18 protein-coding genes are annotated in these 17,260 nt (G+C 71.9%); 10 read left to right on the top strand and 8 right to left on the bottom strand.

Features of this window, described 5'->3' with window-relative positions:
- Positions 1–316 precede the first annotated feature (316 nt).
- Positions 317–598 (bottom strand): hypothetical protein, encoded by a 282-nt coding sequence (locus ACGFH8_RS24645; protein ID WP_393371122.1) that lies wholly within the window; start codon positions 596–598, stop codon positions 317–319.
- Positions 599–748: 150 nt separating this feature from the next.
- On the opposite strand from ACGFH8_RS24645, the gene ACGFH8_RS24650 reads away from it, so the two are divergent.
- From ACGFH8_RS24650 to ACGFH8_RS24660, 3 genes are all read left to right on the top strand, one after another.
- Positions 749–1,549, top strand: a complete 801-nt coding sequence (locus tag ACGFH8_RS24650) for a GntR family transcriptional regulator (protein WP_393371773.1) — start codon at positions 749–751, stop codon at positions 1,547–1,549.
- A 2-nt stretch (positions 1,550–1,551) separates the two neighbouring features.
- On the top strand, positions 1,552–2,289 hold the full coding sequence (locus ACGFH8_RS24655; RefSeq protein WP_393371776.1) for a PP2C family protein-serine/threonine phosphatase: 738 nt from the start codon (positions 1,552–1,554) through the stop codon (positions 2,287–2,289).
- Positions 2,290–2,352: 63 nt separating this feature from the next.
- Entirely contained in the window at positions 2,353–2,700 is a 348-nt protein-coding gene (locus ACGFH8_RS24660; RefSeq protein ID WP_393371125.1) for a cupin domain-containing protein, read from the top strand.
- An 80-nt stretch (positions 2,701–2,780) separates the two neighbouring features.
- Here the strand turns inward: ACGFH8_RS24660 and ACGFH8_RS24665 are convergent, their stop codons facing one another.
- On the bottom strand, positions 2,781–3,410 hold the full coding sequence (locus ACGFH8_RS24665; RefSeq protein WP_393371127.1) for a hypothetical protein: 630 nt from the start codon (positions 3,408–3,410) through the stop codon (positions 2,781–2,783).
- Positions 3,411–3,539: 129 nt separating this feature from the next.
- Positions 3,540–4,067 carry a hypothetical protein gene (locus ACGFH8_RS24670; RefSeq protein ID WP_393371129.1) on the bottom strand — a complete coding sequence of 176 codons (528 nt, stop codon included), beginning with the start codon at positions 4,065–4,067 and terminating at the stop codon, positions 3,540–3,542.
- A gap of 107 nt (positions 4,068–4,174) precedes the next feature.
- On the opposite strand from ACGFH8_RS24670, the gene ACGFH8_RS24675 reads away from it, so the two are divergent.
- Complete coding sequence (locus ACGFH8_RS24675) at positions 4,175–5,734, top strand: acetolactate synthase large subunit (RefSeq protein ID WP_393371131.1); 1,560 nt, start codon at positions 4,175–4,177, stop codon at positions 5,732–5,734.
- A gap of 63 nt (positions 5,735–5,797) precedes the next feature.
- On the opposite strand, the gene ACGFH8_RS24680 is transcribed toward ACGFH8_RS24675, so the two are convergent.
- Genes ACGFH8_RS24680 through ACGFH8_RS24690 form a run of 3 tightly spaced genes read right to left on the bottom strand, consistent with a single transcriptional unit; the run spans position 5,798 to position 8,900 of the window.
- On the bottom strand, positions 5,798–6,601 hold the full coding sequence (locus tag ACGFH8_RS24680; protein ID WP_393371134.1) for a sugar phosphate isomerase/epimerase family protein: 804 nt from the start codon (positions 6,599–6,601) through the stop codon (positions 5,798–5,800).
- Positions 6,598–7,749: a dihydrodipicolinate synthase family protein gene (locus tag ACGFH8_RS24685; RefSeq protein ID WP_393371136.1), complete on the bottom strand. Its 1,152-nt coding sequence runs from the start codon at positions 7,747–7,749 to the stop codon at positions 6,598–6,600. Before ACGFH8_RS24685 ends, ACGFH8_RS24680 begins: the two co-directional genes overlap by 4 nt.
- Entirely contained in the window at positions 7,746–8,900 is a 1,155-nt protein-coding gene (locus ACGFH8_RS24690; protein ID WP_393371138.1) for a Gfo/Idh/MocA family protein, read from the bottom strand. Before ACGFH8_RS24690 ends, ACGFH8_RS24685 begins: the two co-directional genes overlap by 4 nt.
- Positions 8,901–9,013: 113 nt before the next feature.
- Here ACGFH8_RS24690 and ACGFH8_RS24695 point away from each other — a divergent pair, with 113 nt between their 5' ends.
- The 3 genes from ACGFH8_RS24695 to ACGFH8_RS24705 are packed head-to-tail and all read left to right on the top strand — an operon-like array spanning position 9,014 to position 11,634.
- Positions 9,014–10,087 carry a LacI family DNA-binding transcriptional regulator gene (locus ACGFH8_RS24695; RefSeq protein WP_393371141.1) on the top strand — a complete coding sequence of 358 codons (1,074 nt, stop codon included), beginning with the start codon at positions 9,014–9,016 and terminating at the stop codon, positions 10,085–10,087.
- Complete coding sequence (locus ACGFH8_RS24700) at positions 10,084–11,100, top strand: phosphotransferase family protein (protein ID WP_393371143.1); 1,017 nt, start codon at positions 10,084–10,086, stop codon at positions 11,098–11,100. The genes ACGFH8_RS24695 and ACGFH8_RS24700 overlap by 4 nt, the downstream gene beginning before the upstream one ends.
- Before the next feature lie 48 nt (positions 11,101–11,148).
- Positions 11,149–11,634: a GNAT family N-acetyltransferase gene (locus ACGFH8_RS24705; RefSeq protein ID WP_393371145.1), complete on the top strand. Its 486-nt coding sequence runs from the start codon at positions 11,149–11,151 to the stop codon at positions 11,632–11,634.
- Between the two features lie 75 nt (positions 11,635–11,709).
- Here ACGFH8_RS24705 and ACGFH8_RS24710 read toward each other — a convergent pair whose 3' ends face one another.
- On the bottom strand, positions 11,710–13,014 hold the full coding sequence (locus ACGFH8_RS24710) for an MFS transporter (protein ID WP_393371148.1): 1,305 nt from the start codon (positions 13,012–13,014) through the stop codon (positions 11,710–11,712).
- A 124-nt stretch (positions 13,015–13,138) separates the two neighbouring features.
- On the opposite strand from ACGFH8_RS24710, the gene ACGFH8_RS24715 reads away from it, so the two are divergent.
- Positions 13,139–14,344 (top strand): NAD(P)/FAD-dependent oxidoreductase, encoded by a 1,206-nt coding sequence (locus ACGFH8_RS24715; protein WP_393371150.1) that lies wholly within the window; start codon positions 13,139–13,141, stop codon positions 14,342–14,344.
- Entirely contained in the window at positions 14,341–15,258 is a 918-nt protein-coding gene (locus ACGFH8_RS24720; protein ID WP_393371153.1) for an RNA polymerase sigma-70 factor, read from the top strand. Before ACGFH8_RS24715 ends, ACGFH8_RS24720 begins: the two co-directional genes overlap by 4 nt.
- Before the next feature lie 25 nt (positions 15,259–15,283).
- On the opposite strand, the gene ACGFH8_RS24725 is transcribed toward ACGFH8_RS24720, so the two are convergent.
- A complete protein-coding gene (locus ACGFH8_RS24725; RefSeq protein ID WP_393371154.1) occupies positions 15,284–16,189 on the bottom strand; it encodes a LysR family transcriptional regulator in 906 nt (301 codons plus the stop codon).
- A 118-nt stretch (positions 16,190–16,307) separates the two neighbouring features.
- Here ACGFH8_RS24725 and ACGFH8_RS24730 point away from each other — a divergent pair, with 118 nt between their 5' ends.
- Positions 16,308–17,246 carry an SDR family NAD(P)-dependent oxidoreductase gene (locus ACGFH8_RS24730; protein ID WP_393371157.1) on the top strand — a complete coding sequence of 313 codons (939 nt, stop codon included), beginning with the start codon at positions 16,308–16,310 and terminating at the stop codon, positions 17,244–17,246.
- Positions 17,247–17,260: the final 14 nt, after the last annotated feature.

Raw genomic sequence — 17,260 nt, forward strand, 5'->3', positions numbered from 1 at the left:
AGGCTCCTTTCGATGGCTCCCTTGTGGAGCTGTTCCTCGATCACGATCCGCTCATGGGAGCGCTCCCCCACCTAAGCCGCCGACGGTTAATCGTCGGTTTGCGCGGTGTTACGGATCGCCGGTGCGTATAAGATCACGTTCCGCCGGCCGCGCCTAGATCAAGTTTTCCCGATGCCGTCGGAGCAGGGTGAACACCCCGGCAAGCTCTCGTCGGCGCGGTGGTGCGAGGGGCCGAGGGGCGAGGGGCAACACCGGAAACGGGACCCGAGAGTACGCAGTGGACAGCCCGGGCCGCGCAAGGGCCGGAGACGCGCGTTCAGGAGCCCTGTCGAACCTTCGCGATGTCCAGGTCCAGCCGGGGGCCGAAGAACCTCGTGAAGTCCTCCAGAAAGTCGGATCGGAAGATCTCCCGTGCGCCATCGAGGATGGCAACCACTCCGGATGGAAGGTCGAAGAGGTAGCCGACAACCTCCTCTTCCCTGATGAGGAGGAAGACCTGCGGCACTTCCGCCACGACAACCGTCGGGATATCGGGCATCGCCGGCTTGCTCGCGGGCCGCTGCTCTTCAGGCTCGCCACGTTTTCCAGTCACGTCCACCCGCCTCCTGAGGCACCCCGGTGCGCCGGCCCCGTGGGGCGACCCTCGACATCGGATTGTCTTGGGACAATTGATACGAGATAGTCTGGGGACAATCTGGCCCAGAGTCAAGGATCGTCACGGGACAAGCGGGGAGGTGTGGACGTGCCGGTGCACTCGCGTTACCTGAACATCGCGTCCAGGATCCGAGAGCGGATCGAAGCCGGAGAGTGGGAGCCGGGTGCGCGCCTTCCGACCCTCAACGACCTCGCCGCCGAGTACGACGCCAACCGCGACACCATCGGGCGGGCCATCGCCCTGCTGGAAACGGAGGGCTACGTGTGGGCTGTCCAGGGACGCGGCATTGCCGTTCGCTACGGCACGATGCGCCCACGTCGACCCCGCGGCGATCTGGTCAAGCGCAACGAGCAAGCAACCGGCTACTCGTTCCCGTCAGCGAGCAGCCAGGAGCTATGGGTTCGTCACGGCAAGGCCGTCAGCGCGCCAGCCCCACTTGACGATCCCCGCATCGCCAAGCTTCTTCGTGTGGAGCCCGGCACCGAAGTGCTTCGCCGGTTTCGGGTTACCGGACCAGCGTCCGAAGCCCCATTCCAGATCAACATCTCGTGGATTCACCCACGCGTCGCCGACGTCGTCGCCGACCTGGACGCGAACCCGGCAGCGGGCGAGTGGCTGCACCACCTCGAGAACGCCGGACACTGGCCCATCAGTTGGATGGAGATTCACCGCGCCCGGATGCCCAGCAAAGACGAAGCAGCCCTCCTGGAGATCCCCACCAACCTGCCCGTGCTGGAGATCGTGCGGGTCGGCACCTCGGGAGGCGACCAGAAGCCGGTCGAGGTGACCGAGTACGTCGTGGCGAGCGACCGTGTCGAAACGGTCCACGTCCTGCACCGCGACGCGAACGCCAAGGAGCCGTGGCCGGACGCCGGACCGAGGCAGGGGTCATGACGGTGGCCCTCACCATCGAAGCCGCCGGCCGGACCCACCAGGGCCTCGTCCGCAAACGTAACGAGGACTCCCACAGCCAAGGGCAATGGCTCTACGTCGTTGCCGACGGTCTCGGCGGCCACGTCGCCGGTGACATCGCGAGCAGCACAGCCATCGCTGCCGTGCAGCCGTACGACCGCCCGGTGGATCCGGAGGATCTTGCTGGCGTCCTGGGACGGGCCGTCAACCAAGCGAGCGAGGCGTTACGCCGCAAAGTCCGCGAGGACCCGAAGCTGGCGGGGATGGGAACCACGTTCGTCGCGCTGCTGCGGTCCGGCAGTCATGCGGTCGTGGCGAACGTCGGGGACTCCCGCGCCTACCTGATCCGACGCCACGGGGCCCACGACAACGCCATGGTCCAGGTCAGTGAGGATCACACCTACGAACACCTCGTGGCCGGCGCTGAGGAGGTGCCGAACCTTTCCGAGAGGCTGGCCCGGTTCCTCGACGGACGGGACGACGGTCGGTCGGCCGACCTGACGCCTCTGCACCTCCATCCCGGCGACCGAGTCCTGTTGTGCTCTGACGGGCTGAGTTCGTACGTGCCACACGAACAGATACGAGCCACGCTCGACTCCGACGCAAGCCCAGGGGACATCGCCGACAAACTCGTGGCCTTGGCCATCGACCAGGGTGGGCACGACAACGTCACCGTCATCGTCGTTGACGTGACATCGACACCCGGATCAGTTCGTTATTAGTTCGTCGAGTCGACCCAGTAAATCCGGAACCTCGAATTCGGCGGCAGCTACTAGGCTTCCGCCATGCTGATCATCGAAGGCGCGGGCCGGTGGACCGCACCCGCCGGGGCTGGCAACGACTGGGTCGAACAGCTGAGAGTGCCGGACCTGTCGGTGGGGACGTACTGCATCCCGGCCGGTGGTCGCGACGACCAGAGCCCGCACACCGAGGACGAGATCTACATGGTCACGACGGGGCGAGCCCGGATCGTGACGCCGGACGGCGCGGCCGAGGTGGGCCCGGGTTCGGTGATCTTCGTGCCGGCCGGCGAGGAGCACCGCTTCGACGAGGTGACCGAGGACCTGACGCTGCTCGTGGTGTTCGGCCCGGCGTACGGCTCGCGCGCTCCGGAAGATCGGCGAGCCGAGTAGGACAACCGAGGTCGCGTCCCGCCAGGGGACGCCGGCCCGGATCCTCGCTCCCTAGCGACCTCCGAACCGAGGGCTTTCAGTCACCGAGCGGGCTGCTCCAGCTCGGCGCGGATCCGGCTGAACACACCCTGCGGGTCGTCCGTCTTCGCGAACCCGACGAAGGTCACCATGCCGAGCGTGTGCTGATCACTCCAGACGCAGACATTGACGGAGGTGCTCGCCCCGCCCGGACCGGTGCCGCAGCCGGCCATGCCGCCCAGAGGGCCCGGTTGGATCGGCGCCACATCGGTCACCTTCGGCAGCCCGGCGAAGGTCTTGTCCAGCGCCGCGGTCGGGTCGGTGATCCTGCCGGACACCGCGCTGATCAGGATGACCCGCTGGTCGTCGCCGGGAATGTGTAGCCCGTGCTCGCGGGAGTACACCTCTTCGGCTTGCACGTAGGCGGTGCCCATCGCGCTGTTGGCTTCGGAGCTGAGCAGCTTCTTGAAGTTGCCCATGTTCTGCTCGGCTTGTTCGTGGAAGCCCCGATTCACGGACTCGGTCCAGGTGCCCAAAAGCTTGGCTGGCTTGTCGATGCGCATCGACGCGGCGGGAGGTGTTGGCTCGGCCGGCGCAGGGGTGCCGGACTGCCCCGCACACCCGGCAGCGGCCACGAGGGTCGCAGTCAGGGCGCCAATGATTGCTGAGGCAGCCGGCTTGGTGCGTGTCATGAGTTCCATCCCGCGTCGTGTCCGCGCGCAAGATATCGCACACCACTCGTCGCAGAGTGACCCCCGGCCCCACACCGCACTCGGCGGCCCACCCGCCAGCCGCGTTCCCCAACCCCTCGGACAGAACAGCTATCCGGACAGGCCCGCCGGCACGGGCACCTTGAGGTGCGTCAGGAGGGCGGCGACCTCACTGTCGAGTTCCCGGCCCACCTCGTGGATCGCGTCCACTCCCAACGAGCCGAACGCGCGACTGGGTTGCTCGATGACGAACCGCGCTCCGCCGTCGGGTCTGTCGCTGATCAACGTGCGCAGTGGCGCGTACAGCATGGCCGCCGGGTCGTGGCGGAACATCCGCTCAGCCGTGGTGTGGTTGCCCATCAGGTATTCGACGCAGTGCCTGGGGTCGCCCGCGAGATTCATCATCGGTCGCAGGTCGCCGCTGCTCCAGTAGATGAGGAAGTCGTGTGGCGCCCGGTCACGCATGAGGGCGAGCACATCGCCCCAGGGCGCGTCGCGGGTCACCAGCGCGTTGAACGCTGCCGCGTCGTAGGGCGGGACGGCCTGCTCGTACGTCCGCCGGAAGTCCTCGAAGGACGCATCGATGGTGATATCCAGGCACCGGGCCTGGTAGCCACGTTCGGTCCATCCCTGCCCCATCGGACCCCCTTCACCTCCTGGGCTATTTACTGGAACCTAGCAGTAATAGTCCGAAATGCGAGCTTAGTATCTGAGCACTGATGATCCGACCGGCGTTGGGGTGACGTGTGAACGGCGCAGAAGCACTGCTGCGGACGCTTGTCGACGGCGGGGTCGAGGTGCTCTTCACGAATCCCGGCACCACCGAACTGCACCTGGTCGGAGCGCTGGAATCCGTCCCCGAGCTGCGCGGCGTCCTCGCTCTCTTCGAGGGTGTGGTCAGCGGTGCGGCCGACGGTTACGCCCGGATCGCGGGCAAGCCCGCCGCGACGCTGCTGCATCTCGGGCCCGGGCTCGCGTACGGCCTGACGAACCTGCACAACAGCCGACGCGCCAACTCGCCGGTGGTGAACATCGTCGGCGACCACGCGACGTTCCACACCGCCTTCGACCCACCGTTGAACTCGGACATCGCCGCGTTGGCGGGATGGTTACGCGGTCCCGTCCGCCGCCCCGAGGACGCGGCCGGCGCCGGCCCGGACGCCGCGGCCGCCCTTGCCGCCGTCCTGGAGCCACCGGGGCAGATCGCCACCGTGATCATGCCGGCGGACGTGTCCTGGTCCGACGGAGGGGCGGCCGGTGCGCCCGTGCGGGCTCGGCCGGCACCGACCGTCGACCAGGAGGTGATCACGCAGGTCGCGGCGGCTCTTCGCGGCGGCGAACCGACCGCGCTGGTGATCGGTGGAGCCGCGCTGCGAGAGGCGGGCCTGCTGGCCGCCGGGCGCATCGCCGCCGCGACCGGTGCCCGGGTCTTCTCGGAGCTCTACTCCAACCGGGTCGAACGCGGAGCGGGCCTACCCGCGTTCCCCCGGCTCGGCTTCTATCCCGACCAGGTGCTCGACCAACTGCACGGGGCGCGGCACCTCGTCGTCGCGGGCACCAAGGCCCCGGTGTCGTTCTTCGCCTATCCCGACCAGCCGAGTCTCCTCGTGCCCGAGGGCGCCCAGACGCACGTGCTGGCCGAGGTCGGTCAGGACGCCGTCGCCGCGCTGGTCCGACTCGCCGACCTGGTGGCCCCGGACACCGCCGCCCAGGTCACCGACCCGCACCGACCGGCGCTGCCCACGGGCGCGCTCACCCTGCAGAACTGGGTCGAGGTCATCGCGGCGCTGCTGCCCGAGCGGGCCATCGTCATCGACGAGTCGGTCAGCTCGGGCATCGCCCTCGCCGCCGCCACCGCCGGCGCTCCCCGCCACGACGTGCTCATGCAGACCGGGGGCGCCATGGGCGACGGCCTGCCCCTGGCCGTCGGCGCCGCCGTGGCCGCGCCCGACCGGCCGGTGGTGGCGCTTGTGGCCGACGGCTGCGTCATGTACACCGCCACGGCGCTCTGGACCCAGGTCCGCGAGCAGTTGAACATCACGAACGTGATCCTCAACAACCAGGCGTACGCCATCCTGCGCCAGGAGTGGGGATACTTCAGCGACCGTCCGGGCCGCGCCGATCCTGACACCAACCCGATGTTCGACCTGACCAATCCTCAGATCGACTTCGTCGGGCTGGCGAACGCGTTCGGGATGCCCGCCACCCGCGCCACCACCGCCGAGCAGCTCGCGGAGCAGTTCTCCCAGGCCCTGACCCGGACCGGCCCCCACCTCATCGACGCCAGCATCCCGCCCGCCGCCTAGGTCGCCGGTCCGCCCCGACCCGTCGTCGAGTGGCGCGGTGGCGTCCACCCTCGTTCGAGCGGTTCAGATGACGTGACCCAGGTAGCCGGTGATCGCCGCGTCCAGCACCTCCGCGCCCGGTCGCGCCCACACCTCCGCGGAGAAGACCTCCACCTCGATCGGGCCGGTGTAACCGGCCGCGTCCACCGCCTCGCGCAGCCGCCGCAACTCGATGCAGCCGTCGCCGGGCATTGCCCGACCGAGCAGCACCCCCGCCGGCAGCGGTGTCACCCAGTCGCAGACCTGGAACGCGGCGATCCGTGCGCCGGCCCGCTCGATCTGCGCGTACACCGTGTCGTCCCACCAGACGTGGTACGCGTCGACGACCACGCCGACCACCGTCGGCGCGAACCGCTCGGCGATGTCCAGCGCCTGGCCGAGGGTGGTGACCACGCAGCGGTCGGCGGCGAACATCGGGTGCAGCGGCTCGATCGCCAGCCGCACCCCGGCCGCCGCCGCGTGTGGGGCCAGCTCCCCGATCGCGTCGGCGACCCGACGACGCGCGCCGTCGAGGTCCCGGCCGCCGGCCGGCAACCCGCCGGAGACCAGCACCAACTCGGGGGCGCCGAGGGTGGCCGCCTCCTCGATGGCCCGCAGGTTGTCCGTCCGCCAGTCGTCGGAGGCGAAGAAGCCGCCCCGGCACAGCGACGTGACGGCCAGACCGGCGTCGCGGACCAGCTTCGCCGAGCGGGCCAGCCCGTACTCCGCCACCGGCTCCCGCCACAGCCCGATGCCCGGAACCCCGGCGGTGACGCAGCCGGCCACGACGTCGGGCAGCGGCCAGCGCTGGGCGGTGGCCTGGTTGAACGAGAACCGCGCGAGGCTCACCGCACCACGCCCGCCACCGTGAAGAACGCGCGCGCCCGGGCGGCGGCCAGGTCGGCGTCCGGCAGCAACCCGGCCCGGTCGGCCAGGACGAGCAGGGTCGCCAGGTGCGCGGCGGACCGGCCGGACTGCGCGCCACCGACCATCGTGAAGTGGTCCTGGTGCCCGGCCAGCCAGGCCAGGAACACGATCCCGGTCTTGTAGTGCCAGGTCGGCGCCGCGAACAGGTGCCGGGCCAGCGGCACCGTCGGCGCGAAGATCTCGGCGTACGCCGCCAGGTCCCCCCGGTCCAGTGCGGCCAACGCGGCGGCGGCGGCCGGCGCGATGGCCGCGAACACCCCGAGCAGCGCGTCGGAGTGGCCCTGCTCGTCACCCCGGATCAGCTCCGGATAGTGGAAGTCGTCACCTGTGTAGAGGCGCACCCCGGCCGGCAACCTGCGGCGCAGCGCGATCTCCCGGCCGGCGTCCAGCAGTGACACCTTGATGCCGTCCACCTTGGACGCGTGTGCTTTGATCAGCTCGGTGACCGTGTCGGCGGCCACGTCCAGGTCGACCGCACCCCAGTAGCCGGTCAACGCCGGGTCGAACATCGGGCCCAGCCAGTGCAGCACCACCGGCCCGTCGGCGACGGTCAGCAGCTCGTCGTACACCCGGAGGTAGTCCTGCGGGCCGCGGGCGGCGGCGGCCAGGTGCCGGCTGCACATCAACACCGGCCGGGCGCCGGCCGCGCGGACGTCGCCGAGCTGTTCGATGTACGCGGCGGTGACCGCCGCCAGGGTGGCCGGCCCGGGTGGCAGCTGATCCGTGCCGACGCCGGCGACGATCCGCCCGCCCACCGCGCGGGCCTCGGCGGCGCTGCGACGGATCAGCTCCCGGGTGGCCGGATAGTCCAGCCCCATCCCCCGCTGGGCGGTGTCCATCGCCTCGGCGACCCCCAGCCCGTACGACCAGAGGTGCCGCCGGAACGCGAGCGTGGTGTGCCAGTCCACAGCGGCCGGGGCGCCCGGCACGTTCTCCGCGTTCGGGTCGGCGACCACGTGGGCGGCGGCGTACGCGATCCGGGTGCTCGCCGGCGCGGCCGGCCGGGCGAAGCCACTCCCCCCGGCCAGCCGGTGCCGTCGCCCGCCCGGCAGCTCCACCTCGACACTCACCGAGCCACCAGCTCCGGGACCTCGACGCGGCGGCCCTCGCGGGCCGAGCGCAGCCCCAGCTCGGCGAGTTGGACGCCGCGCGCGCCGGCCAGGAAGTCCCACCGGAACGGCTCACCGGCCACGACGTGCCGCAGGTACGCCTCCCACTGCGCCTTGAACCCGTTGTCGAACTCCTCGTTGTCGGGCACCTCGGCCCACTGGGCCCGGAAGTCCTCGGTGGCCGGCAGGTCCGGGTTCCACACCGGCTTCGGCGTGACCGCCCGGTGCTGCACCCGGCAGGTGCGCAACCCGGCCACCGCGCTGCCCTCGGTGCCGTCGACCTGGAACTCCACCAGCTCGTCGCGGTACACCCGCACGCCCCAGGACGAGTTGATCTGCGCGATGATCCCGCCGTCGAGTTCGAAGACGGCGTACGCGGCGTCGTCGGCGGTGGCCTGGTACGGGCGGCCGACCTCGTCGACGCGCTCGGGAACGTGGGTGGCGGTCACGCAGGTGACGGCGGCGACCCGACCGAACAGCTCCTCCAACACGTAGTGCCAGTGCGGGAACATGTCGGAGGTGATGCCCCCGCCGTCCTCGGCCCGGTAGTTCCACGACGGGCGCTGGGCGGGCTGCCAGTCACCCTCGAAGACCCAGTAGCCGAACTCGCCACGCACCGAGAGGATCCGGCCGAAGAAGCCGCCGTCGACCAGGCGCTTGAGCTTGCGCAGACCGGGCAGGAAGAGCTTGTCCTGTACGACGCCGGTGCGGACGCCGGCGGCGTCCGCGGCCCGCGCCAGGTCGAGTGCGGCGGCGGTGTCCTCGGCGAGGGGCTTCTCCGTGTAGATGTGCTTGCCGGCCTCGATGGCCTGCCGGATCGCCTTCTCCCGCTGCTGGGTGACCTGGGCGTCGAAGTAGATCTCGACGTCGTCGCGGGCCAGCGCCGAGGCCAGGTCGGTCGTCCAGTCGGTCAGCCCGTGCCGTGCGGCGAGGTCCCGGAGCTTCGTCTCGGTACGCCCGACCAGGATCGGTTCCGGCCAGATGGTCGTGCCGTCGGCCACCGTCACACCACCGGCCTCGCGGATGGCCAGCAGCGAGCGGACGAGGTGTTGTCGGTAGCCCATCCGGCCGGTGACGCCGTTGACGATGATGCCGATCGACCTGTGGGTCATGGAGTTCCTTCCGTCGTGCTGGCCGGGCCTCCCTGCGGGAAAGGGCTTTCTCTGCGGTACCGTGACGCTAGCCGGCACGGTGAAACGCCGTCAACAGACCGAGAGGGCGGGCCATGGCGACCCTGTCCGATGTGGCCCGCCGAGCGGGCGTCTCACCCGCCACCGCCTCCCGAGTGATCAACGGCAGCAGCAAGCCGGTGACCGACGAGCTACGTGAGCGGGTCCGCGCCGCCGTCGCCGAGTTGCAGTACGTGCCGAACGCCCACGCCCAACTGTTGGCCCGCTCGCACCGCAGCGCGGTGGGCGTGATCGTGCACGACGTCTCCGACCCGTACTTCGCCGAGATCACCCGGGGCCTGCAACGCGTCGCCTCGGACCAGGGCCGGCTGCTGATGATCTGCAACAGCTATCGGGACCCGGACCGCGAGTTGGAGTACGTGGAGCTGCTGCGCGGCCACCAGGTGGCGGCGCTGATCCTGGCCGGGTCCGGTTACCACGACCAGGCGTTCACCCGGCAGCTCAACGAGAAGCTCGCCGCGTACGAGGCCACCGGCGGGCGGGTGGCGGTGATCGGTCGCCACGAACACTCCGGCGACGCGGTGATGCCGGACAACCGGGCCGGCGGCTACCTCGCCGGACGGGAGCTGTGCGAGCTGGGACACCGGGTGATCGGTGTGATCGCCGGCCCGCGCATCCTGACCACCACGACCGACCGCCTGGCCGGCCTGCGGCAGGCCCTCACCGAGCAGGGCCGGGACCTGCCGGAACGGCTCATCCGCTACGCCGAGTTCGACCGCGACGGCGGCGCCGAGGCGGCCGGGCGACTGCTCGACACCGACCCGGAGCTGACCGCGATCGTGGCCCTCAACGACTCGATGGCCATCGGGGCGCTCGCCACCCTGCGGGCCCGTGGGATGGCCGTGCCGCAGCGGATCTCCGTGGTGGGGTTCGACGACATGCCGATCGCCCGGGACGTGACCCCGGCGCTGACCACGGTGCGGCTGCCGCTCGTCCACCTGGGAGTCCGGGCGATGTCCCTGGTGCTCGGCGCGGAGGTCCCCGTCGCGCGGGTCGAGGTGATCCCCGCCGAGCTGGTCCGCAGGGACACCGCCGGTCCCGTTCCGAGCGCCGCCCGCGTGACCGCCGGCTCCGCGCCGCGCGCCCGACGGGGCGACGCGGCCTCGTGACCGGCGTCAGCCCGACGCAGCGTCCGCTCACCGGCGACGACGTCGCGTACCTGGTCCGCGCGTCGTTCGGCCCGCACACCCGGGTCCGGGACGCCGGGCCGCTGGCCGGCGGCGGATACGCGACGGTCTGGTGGGCACGCCTCGACGACGACCGCCGGGTGGTGCTGAAACTCGCCCCGCCGGCCGGGACGCCGCTGCTGCGCTACGAACGCGGACTCTGCGCCGCCGAGGCGCGATACTTCCGCCTCGTCGCCGCACACGCCCCGCAGGTGCCCGTACCCCAGGTGTTGCGACACGGCACCGACCCCGCGTACGGCGAGTGGTTGGTCACCACGATGCTGCCCGGCCGGTCCCTGTCCGAGCTGGCCGGGGCCGGCGTCGCGGTCGACGACGGCCCGGCGCGCCACGACCTCGGCGTCGCCCTCGCCGCGTTGCACCGGGTCACCGGCGACCGGTTCGGGTACGACGGCGACCGGGCCGGCGGGCCGACCTGGCGGGTGGCGTTCACGGCGATGCTCGACGCGCTGCTCGCCGACGCGACCGACTGGCACGTGCCGCTGCCGGTGACCCCGGATCGCCTGCACACGCTCGTGGAACGGCACGCCGACACGCTGGACGAGGTACGCCGACCGGCGCTGCTGCACTTCGACTGCTGGGACGGCAACGTGCTGGCCGCGCCCGATCCGGAGGGTCGGCTTCGGCTGCGCGGCCTGGTCGACGGCGAACGGTTCCTCTACGGCGACCCGCTGCTGGACCTGGTCTCGCCGCTGCTCTTCCGGCGCGTCGAGGACGAGCCGGAGCATCCGCTGCTGCGCGGCTATCGCAGCGCCGTCGGCGCTCCCCTGGTGCTGGACGGCTCGGCGCGCCGCCGACTCGGTCTCTACCGACTGCACCTATACCTGCTGATGACCGTGGAGATGCCCAGCCGTGGCATGACTCCGCGCAGCCACCCGCAGCGGCACGCCCGGCTCGCGGCACTGCTGGCCGCGGAACTCGACGCGCTCGCGGCCTGACCCGATTTCCCGTTGTCCGGACGGTTCGCCGCTCGTACCCTGCTCGGCGTGCGGATTCGGGAGTTCGTGGCGGAGGACTGGTCCCAGGTGTGGCCGATCGTCGAGGAGGTGGTCCGGGCCCGGGAGACGTTCCCCTACGACCCGGCGATGACCGCCGAGCAGGCGTACGGCATGTGGGCGGAGGCGCCGCCGGGCCGGACCGTCGTCGCGGTCGACGGCGGGCGGGTGCTCGGCACCGCGAAGATGGGCACGAATCGGCCCGGACCGGGCGCGCACGTGTCCACCGCGAGCTTCATGGTCGCCGCCGAGGCGCGGGGCCGGGGTGTGGGCACCGCGCTGTGCCGCGACGCCCTGCGGTGGGCCCGCCAGCGGGGGTACGACGGCATGCAGTTCAACGCCGTGGTGGAGAGCAACAGCTCGGCGGTCGGGCTGTACCGGCGGGAGGGCTTCGCGGTGGTCGGCACGGTGCCCGGCGCGTTCCGCCACCCCACCCTCGGCCGGGTCGGTCTGCACGTCATGTACCAGGAGTTCTGACCGGCGGCGTCTCGCCGACGCCCGCACCGCGGCTGACCGAGCACGGCACGCGACAAGCCACCGTGCCCCTCCAGCTCACGCCGTCGAGTGCTGGTCCGCCGGTGGCTGACCGGCCGTGCCCGGCACGACTGTGGCCGGCGGACGACGCTCTTCGGAGCCGGCGCGGCGGACCGGGGTGAAGAGGCCGCCGATCGCGACCAGCAGGCATCCCGCTCCGGCAGCGAGCGTGACCGCCTGGACGCCGTACCGGCCGGCGGCCCAGGTCAGCGTGGCGGCGCCGATCGGCCCGAGGGCGTAGTGCGTGCTCCAGAACGCCGAGGTGACCCGGCCGAGCAGGTGATCGGGGGTGATCTCCTGACGCAGCGACATCGAGCAGATCCCGCCGACGCTCAGGCAGCACAGGTACACGGCGGTCAGCGCGGTGACCGCCGGCACGCTCGTCGCGAGGCCGACGCCCGCCACCGCGAAACCGCAGACCGAGTGCGCGCCGATCCAGGTCGCGCCGAAGCCACGGCGGCGGCGCAGCGGGGCCACCAGCAACGCGCCGGCGACCGTGCCCAGCGCGGCCAGGCCGAGCACCGTGCCGACGGTGCCCTCGGAGCCGCCGAGGTCGTGGGTGATGTGGTAGATGAGCACGTCGGTGAAGCCGTAGGTCAGGAAGATGAACACCGACAGCAGCACGGTCAGCGCGCGCAGCACGGGCTGCCGCCACAGGAACCGCGCACCGGCCAGGAACTCGGCAACCGGCCGCTCCCGGGTCGCCGGTGCGGTGGCGTCGGCCCGCGCGGGTCGCAGCCGGATCAGCCACAGACCGGTTGCCGAGAGGGCGAAGCTCGCCGCGTTGACGGCGATGGCGAGCGCCGGGCCGAAGCGGGCCGACACCACACCGGCGAGCAGCGGCCCCAGGACGGCCGCCGCCGCGTACGTCGCCTGCAACCGGCCGTTGGCCTCGGTGATCCGGTCGGCGTCGACGAGGTTGCGGACCGCGGTCACCGCGGCGACCTGGAACACCATGCCGGCCGCCTCGCAGATCGGCAGCACGACGAAGAGCAGCCAGACCTGTGGGCCGGCGAGCCAGGCCAGTGGCACCAGGCCGTAGAGCACCAACCGGGCCAGGTCCGCCACGATCATCAGGGTGCGGCGGTCGTACCTGTCGACGAGCACCCCGCCGAAGATCCCGGCGCCGACGGACGCCGCCCCCGCGACGGCGGTGAGCAGGCCCATCCGCGCCACCGACCCGGTCGCCTGGAGCACCAACAGCGGCACCGCCAGGTAGGCGAACGAGTCACCGGCCGCGGAGAGCGACTGGGCGACCCAGTAGGTGCCGAAGGTGCGGTCCCGCCACAGCGGAGGCCGGGTGGCGGCGGCAGATCGGCTCATCGCGACGAGGGTAGTGGGCGCGGCCACCCGGGGCTGACCGTGGCGGGCGTCACAGCGGCCCGATGTCACGAAGCGGCGGGCGCCGCGCATCTCGTGGGCGTCAATCCGAGCAGGGAGGCACACGATGAGCACAGCGCATTCCACCGGCCCGGCGGGCCCGCACCACGTCCTGATCCTCGGCGCGGGCTACGCCGGCATGGCCGCGGCGACCCAGCTCGCGGCCCGGACCAGGAAGGCCGACGTGCGGGTGACGGTGGTGAACGCGCAGGAGCGGTTCACCGAGCGCCTCCGGCTGCACCGGACGGCGACCGGGCAACGCGTCGCCGAGTTGGACATCCCGACGCTGCTGGCGAACACCGGCGCACACTTCGTCCGCGGCTGGGTGACGGCGGTCGACGCCGACGCGAAGACCGTCCGGATCGACGACAGTCGGGTGCTGCGCTACGACACCCTGGTGTACGGGTTGGGCAGCGTGACCGACACGGCGGCGGTGCCGGGTGTCGAGGAGCACGCGTACACCCTGGACGGTGCGGGCGAGGCGACGGCGCTTGCGGACCGGCTGGCGCGGCTCGGCGGCGGCACCGTCGTCGTGGTCGGCAGCGGGCTGACCGGCGTCGAGACGGCCGCGGAGATCGCCGAACAGCGCCCGGATCTCGACGTCGTGCTTGTGGGTCGGCAGGATCCCGGGGCGAGGATGTCCGCGAGGGCCCGGTCACACCTGCGGGCCGCGCTCGCCCGCCTCGGTGTCCAGGTGATCAGCGGGACCACGGTCACGAAGGTGCAGCCCGACGGGGTCGAACTGGCCGGCGCGCGGACGGTGGCGGCCGACGTCGTCCTCTGGACGGCCGGTACGCGGGTGTCGCCGCTGGCCGCCGCCGCGGGCCTGACGGTGGACGAGCGCGGGCGCGTCGTCACCGACGCCACGTTGCGGTCGGTGTCGCACCCCGACGTGTACGCGATCGGCGACGCGGCGGCGGTCCGGCAGGGCTACGGCGTGCTGCACGGGACCTGCCAGAGCGGCATGCCGACCGGAGTGCACGCGGCGGTGTCGATCGCCCGGACGTTGCGGGGCAGGCAACCCAGGCGGTTCCGCTTCGGTTACTACCACACGCCCGTGAGCCTGGGCCGAAACGATGCGGTCGTGCAGTTCACCCGTCCCGACGACAGCCCCCGCCGTGGCTGCCTGACCGGGCGTCCGGCGGTCTGGTACAAGGAGACCGTGAGCGCCTCACCCTGGCCGACGTACCGCCGCATGACGACGATGCCCTCCTCCGGCGTCTTCTGGCCGCGCGGCGGCCGCCGCACCCGTCGGCGGGACGACGCGCGGTGACGCACCCGCCCGACCCGGACGAGCAGGTCTTCCATCGTCATCGCAACCTGTTGTTCTCGGTGGCCTACCGCATCCTCGGCACCGCGGCCGACGCCGAGGACGCGGTGCAGGACGCCTGGATCAGGTGGTCCTCGGCCGACCGCGCCCAGGTCGCCGACCCCAAGGCGTACCTGGCCCGCATCGTGGCGAACCTCGCGATGCACCGTCTGCGCTCGTCCCGATGGCAACGCGAGACCTATCCGGGACCGTGGCTGCCCGAACCAGTCCTGACCGGTGGGGACACCGCCGACGCCGTCACCGACGCCGAGTCGGTGTCGATGGCGATGCTCGTGGTGCTGGAGACGCTCAGCCCGCTGGAACGTGCGGTGTTCGTCCTGCGGGAGGTGTTCGAGTTCAGTCACGCGGAGATCGCGGTCGCGGTGGAACGCTCCGAGGCCGCGGTCCGCCAGACCGCGCACCGGGCTCGCGAGCACGTGCGGGCCCAGCGACCACGCTTCACTGTGGACCGCTCGCAGCAGCGCGGTGTGACCGAGCGGTTCCTCGCCGCCGCGACCGGCGGTGACATCAACACCCTGCTGGAGCTGTTGTCCCCGGACGTCACGCTGTGGACCGACGGTGGCGGTAAGGTCCGCCAGGCCCGGCGTCCGGTCCGAGGCGCGGCGTCGGTCGCCGCCTGGTTCGCGGCCATCGGCACCGTCACCTACCAGGGCGTCGAGCCGCACGACATGCACGCCGCCCTGGTCGAGATCAACGGAGGTCCGGGCCTGGTGTTCAGCGGTGGGGGCCGGGTGGTGGCCACCATCTGTCTCGACCTCGACGCCGGCGGACGCGTCGCCGCGATCCACAACGTGGCCAACCCCGACAAGCTCGGCGCGGTCGCCGACGGCGCCACCCACCACCTTCGGACGAGCTGAGTCGACCCCGCCGGCGGGCGGGGCGTCAGCCGGTCCTGGTGAGGTCGGTCGTGGCCGCGAGGTCGGCTACCACGTCCAGGAGCCGGCGCAGGGCGGGCGCGGTGCTGCCCGGCAGCCAGACCATCTCGGTGTGGGTGTAGGCGCCGGTCAGCGGGACGAACACCACGCCGGTGCGGCGAAGGCTGGCCGCCGAGCTGGCGAGCCTGGTGACACCGACTCCGGCGGCGACCAGGCCGAGGAGACTCTGCACGCTGGCCTCCTCCTGGACGACGTGCGGCACGAACCCCGCCTCCCGGAACTGCTCGTCGAAGGTGCGGTGCCAGGGTTCCCAGGAACTGCGCGGCGTCGTCACCCACGGTTCGTCCGCCAGGTCGGCGAGCGTCAACTCGGCGCGGTCGGCGAGCGGGTGGCCCTCGGGCAGCACCGCGCACACCGGTTCGGTCGTCAGCCTCCTGGACGCCAGGCCGGGGACCAGCGGGGTCCGGGTGAAGGCGACGTCGTAGTGACCGTCGAGCACGCCCCGCACCAGCGGCGTGATGCCGGTGGACTCGGTGGCCAGGTGGAGATCGGGAAGTTGCTGGTGCACGGCCCGGACCACCGGGGGCAGGAGGTGGTTGGCGACAGTGGTCAGGAAGGCGAGTCGAAGGCTGCCGACCTCGCCCCGCAGGGCCCGCCCCACGACGGCCACGGCCTCGTCGGCGCGGTCGATCACGGCGCGCGCCTCGGGCAGGAACAGGACGCCGATGTCGGTCAGGGTGGTGCCGCGGGAGTCGCGGTCGAAGAGCTTCGCCCCGAGGGTGCGTTCGAGTGCGGTGATCTGTTGGGACAGCGACTGCTGGGCGATCATCAGCCGGGCGGCGGCACGGGTGTAGCTCAGCTCCTCCGCGAGGACCCGGAAGTAGCGCAGTTGCCGCAGCTCAGGGGTGGCCACAGAGACAGACTGTAGCCAGGTCAGGAAGCGTGTGTTGGCCGTCTCGCCGGACCTCCGCGCACGATCGTCCGGGAGGCGGTAACGGCCTCCCGACGACACCCACCGAAGGAAGCCGATCATGACTGCAACACGTGTCACCACGCCGTTCGACGGCCGGTCCACCGCCAGTGAGGTGGTGGCCGGTGTCGACCTCGGCGGGCAGCGCGCCATCGTCACCGGCGCCTCGTCGGGCATTGGCGTGGAGACGGCCCGGGCCCTCGCCACCGCAGGCGCCGAGGTGACCCTGGCGGTACGGGACGTACGTGCCGGGGAGCGGACAGCGCGGGACATCCGGGACAGCACGACAAACCCGTCGATTCGGGTCGTACCGTTGGATCTTTCCGACCAGACGTCGATCGCGGCCTTCGTCGCGGCCTGGGCGGGTCCCCTGCACATCCTGGTCAACAACGCCGGGGTGTCGGCGACCCCCGAGACGCGCACGCCGGAGGGCTGGGAGTTGCAGTTCGCCACGAACCACCTCGGCCACTTCACGCTCACCACCGGGCTGCACCGGGCGCTCGCGGCGGCCGGTCGGGCCCGCGTGGTGTCGCTCAGCTCGATCGCCCACGTGCAGGCGCCGATGGTCTTCGAGGACGTCACCTTCCGCGCCCGCCCCTATGACCGGTTGCTCGCCTACGGCGAGTCGAAGACCGCCACCGCGCTGTTCGCGGTCGAGGCGGACCGGCGCTGGGCCGACGACGGCATCACTGTCAACGCGGCCAACCCGGGCGCGGTCGCCACGAACCTGGGACGGCATCTCACCGAGGAGGACTACGCGGGGCTGCCGGCGTACGACTTCAAGACTCCGGAGCAGGGGGCGGCGACGTCGGTGCTGCTCGCCGCCTGGCCGCAGCTCGACGGCGTCGGCGGCCGCTACTTCGAGGACTGCGACCAGGCCGCGCGCCACCGCCCGGAGACGCCGCTGCAGGGCGTCGCCGACCACGCGACCGATCCCGCGGCGGCGGAGCGGCTGTGGCAGGTCTCGCTCGACCTGCTCGCCGACGGCCGGCGGGCCTGACCGCCCGGGAGACG

It is taken from the genome of Micromonospora sp. NPDC049175 (assembly GCF_043197345.1).
Taxonomy (GTDB): domain Bacteria; phylum Actinomycetota; class Actinomycetes; order Mycobacteriales; family Micromonosporaceae; genus Micromonospora.

Excerpts from the sequence above, each read along its gene's own strand:
- ACGFH8_RS24660 (WP_393371125.1), top strand. The coding sequence starts at position 2,353 with ATGCTGATCATCGAAGGCGCGGGCCGGTGGACCGCACCCGCCGGGGCT.
- ACGFH8_RS24665 (WP_393371127.1), bottom strand. The coding sequence starts at position 3,410 with ATGACACGCACCAAGCCGGCTGCCTCAGCAATCATTGGCGCCCTGACT.
- ACGFH8_RS24670 (WP_393371129.1), bottom strand. The coding sequence starts at position 4,067 with ATGGGGCAGGGATGGACCGAACGTGGCTACCAGGCCCGGTGCCTGGAT.
- ACGFH8_RS24690 (WP_393371138.1), bottom strand. The coding sequence starts at position 8,900 with ATGACCCACAGGTCGATCGGCATCATCGTCAACGGCGTCACCGGCCGG.
- ACGFH8_RS24695 (WP_393371141.1), top strand. The coding sequence starts at position 9,014 with ATGGCGACCCTGTCCGATGTGGCCCGCCGAGCGGGCGTCTCACCCGCC.
- ACGFH8_RS24710 (WP_393371148.1), bottom strand. The coding sequence starts at position 13,014 with ATGAGCCGATCTGCCGCCGCCACCCGGCCTCCGCTGTGGCGGGACCGC.
- ACGFH8_RS24715 (WP_393371150.1), top strand. The coding sequence starts at position 13,139 with ATGAGCACAGCGCATTCCACCGGCCCGGCGGGCCCGCACCACGTCCTG.
- ACGFH8_RS24730 (WP_393371157.1), top strand. The coding sequence starts at position 16,308 with ATGACTGCAACACGTGTCACCACGCCGTTCGACGGCCGGTCCACCGCC.